This is a genomic window from Bacillus sp. JJ1521 (assembly GCF_036965165.1).
Taxonomy (GTDB): domain Bacteria; phylum Bacillota; class Bacilli; order Bacillales; family Bacillaceae_L; genus Ferdinandcohnia.
In genome coordinates this window covers 1-2478 of sequence record NZ_JBALOX010000270.1, presented here as the reverse complement: position 1 = coordinate 2478, position 2478 = coordinate 1, and the positions used below count along the sequence as shown (strand labels likewise).

The 2478-nt window shown below is 42.7% G+C and carries 2 protein-coding genes and 1 pseudogene; all 3 read left to right on the top strand.

Features of this window, described 5'->3' with window-relative positions:
* The first annotated feature begins 53 nt into the window (after window positions 1-53).
* A complete protein-coding gene (locus V7147_RS24495; protein ID WP_335370406.1) occupies window positions 54-938 on the top strand; it encodes an acetaldehyde dehydrogenase (acetylating) in 885 nt (294 codons plus the stop codon).
* An 18-nt stretch (window positions 939-956) separates the two neighbouring features.
* Window positions 957-1982 (top strand): 4-hydroxy-2-oxovalerate aldolase, encoded by a 1026-nt coding sequence (dmpG, locus tag V7147_RS24490; protein WP_335370403.1) that lies wholly within the window; start codon window positions 957-959, stop codon window positions 1980-1982.
* A 12-nt stretch (window positions 1983-1994) separates the two neighbouring features.
* Window positions 1995-2441, top strand: a pseudogene (locus V7147_RS24485) (2-keto-4-pentenoate hydratase); the annotation flags it as partial.
* Window positions 2442-2478: the final 37 nt, after the last annotated feature.

Genomic DNA, 2478 nt, shown 5'->3' with positions numbered 1-2478 from the left:
TCTGGGCGCAAATACGCCGAGGCGCATTTGATAAATATGAGAGGGGAGTACATATGTCAAAAGTAAAAGTTGCCATTCTTGGTTCAGGAAATATTGGCACAGACCTTATGCTGAAACTTCGTAGATCTGACAAACTTGAATTAACGACTGTCATTGGTATTGAACCAGAGTCTGATGGATTAAGAAAAGCGCGGGAGCTAGGGTATGAAACGATTGATACGGGAATAAAAGGATTTTTAGAAAGACCGGAACTGGCGGATATTGTGTTTGATGCAACCAGTGCGAAGGCTCATATCCGTCACGCTAAGCTATTAAAAGATGCTGGAAAACAGGTGTTAGATTTAACACCGGCAGCAGTAGGGCCATTCGTCGTACCGCCTGTTAATCTTGGAGAGCATGTGGAAGCGGGAAATATCAACCTAATTACTTGTGGTGGCCAAGCAACCATTCCGATGGTTCATGCGATTAATCTCGTACAGCAGGTTGAATACGCAGAAATTGTCGCAACGATTTCAAGTAAAAGTGCAGGACCAGGTACGAGAGCAAATATTGATGAATTTACGCAAACAACTGCCCGTGGGATTGAAAAAATAGGCGGTGCGAGAAGAGGAAAGGCGATTATCATCTTAAATCCAGCTGAACCTCCAATTATTATGCGTGACACAATCCATGCCATTGTTGAGGGTGAAACGGTCAATCAAGAAGAAATTACAGCATCCATTAAGGAAATGGAAAAGCAGGTCCAAACGTATGTACCTGGATATCGGGTAAGACAAGAGCCTATTTTTGATGACAATCGCATTACGGTCTTTATTGAAGTAGAAGGAGCGGGCGATTATCTACCGAAGTATTCCGGAAATTTAGATATTATGACTGCAGCCGCCGTAAAAGTTGCAGAAGAATGGGCACAGCATAAAATTTCGAAGGTAACAGTATAAGGGAAGGAGCGATACAAGATGACCCAAGATAGAGATGTTTTAATTACGGAAGTAGCGTTGCGAGATGGCAGTCATGCAATTAGACACCAGTTTACAATTGACCAAGTAACGAATGTGGCCAAGGCTTTAGATGAAGCAAATGTTCCTTTTATCGAAGTTTCACATGGAGATGGGCTGGGTGGTTCGTCCTTGCAATACGGACAATCATTAACAAACGAATTGGAGTTAATTGAAGCGGCTGCATCTGTTGTAAAAAATGCTAAAATTGCTGTTCTTCTACTACCAGGGATTGGTACAATGCCTGAACTAAAGCAGGCGGCCCAGTTGGGAGCGAAAATGGCACGAATTGCGACTCACGTAACCGAGGCTGATGTTGCGCCACAGCATATTGCGTTGGCAAAAGACCTTGGGCTTGAAACAGTTGGCTTTCTTATGATGTCCCACATGGCGCCGACAGCCAAATTAGTTGAGCAAGCCAAATTAATGGAAAGCTATGGAGCTGATACAGTCTATGTGGTTGATTCTGCTGGAGCGCTTTTGCCACATCAAGTATCAGAAAGAATTCGTGCTCTCAAAGATACGTTAACTGTGAATGTCGGTTTCCATGCCCACAATAATCTTTCCTTAGCAATGGCAAATAGTCTTGCGGCGATTCAGGAGGGGGCAACTAGAATCGATGGTAGCATTCGCTGCCTAGGTGCTGGAGCGGGTAATACACAAACGGAAGTACTGGTTTCCGTCCTTGATAAAATAGGGATTAAGACGGGAGTCGATATTTTTAAAATGATGGATATTGCAGAAGAATTAGTCGCTCCAATTTTGGAGAAGCCACAGGAAATTACTAGGGACGGTCTTGTCCTTGGCTATGCAGGTGTTTATTCCAGTTTCCTGCTTTTTGCCCAGCGTGCCGCGAAAAAATTCAACATTGACTCGCGCGATATTTTGATCGAACTAGGAAAAAGACATGTCGTCGGTGGTCAGGAAGATATGATTATGGATGTTGCAGCAGAATTGGCAGTGAAAAAGCAAGGCGCTGTTGTCTAAGGAGGACATAGAATGAGTCAATATAAAGAAATTGCCCAATATCTTGTTACTGCAGAAGTTGAAAGACGTGCGGTTTCAAAGGTTACTACGAATTTAAAACCGGATTTAACAGTAGAAGAAGCTTATCTAGTTCAAGAAGAAATCGTCAACATCAAAATTAATGAAGGAAAACGGATTATTGGCCCTAAGATGGGGTTAACAAGTCCAGCAAAAATGAAGCAGATGGGGATTACAGATCCAATTTACGGATATGTGTTTGATTATATGTTGGTTGAAAACGGCGGAAAGGCTCGTCTTAGTAATCAAATTCATCCTAAGGTTGAGGCTGAAATTGCTTTTGTTATTGGCGAGGATATCGAAGGACCTGGTATCACAGGAGCACAGGTATTGGCTAAAACAGAATATGTGCTACCTGCACTTGAAATAATTGATAGCCGCTATGAAAATTTTCAATTTACCTAACCGGATGTCATTGCCGACAATGCTTCTACGTCAC

Bases quoted from the DNA above. Each gene is read 5' to 3' on its own strand.
- V7147_RS24495 (WP_335370406.1), top strand. From the start codon at position 54: ATGTCAAAAGTAAAAGTTGCCATTCTTGGTTCAGGAAATATTGGCACA.
- dmpG (WP_335370403.1), top strand. From the start codon at position 957: ATGACCCAAGATAGAGATGTTTTAATTACGGAAGTAGCGTTGCGAGAT.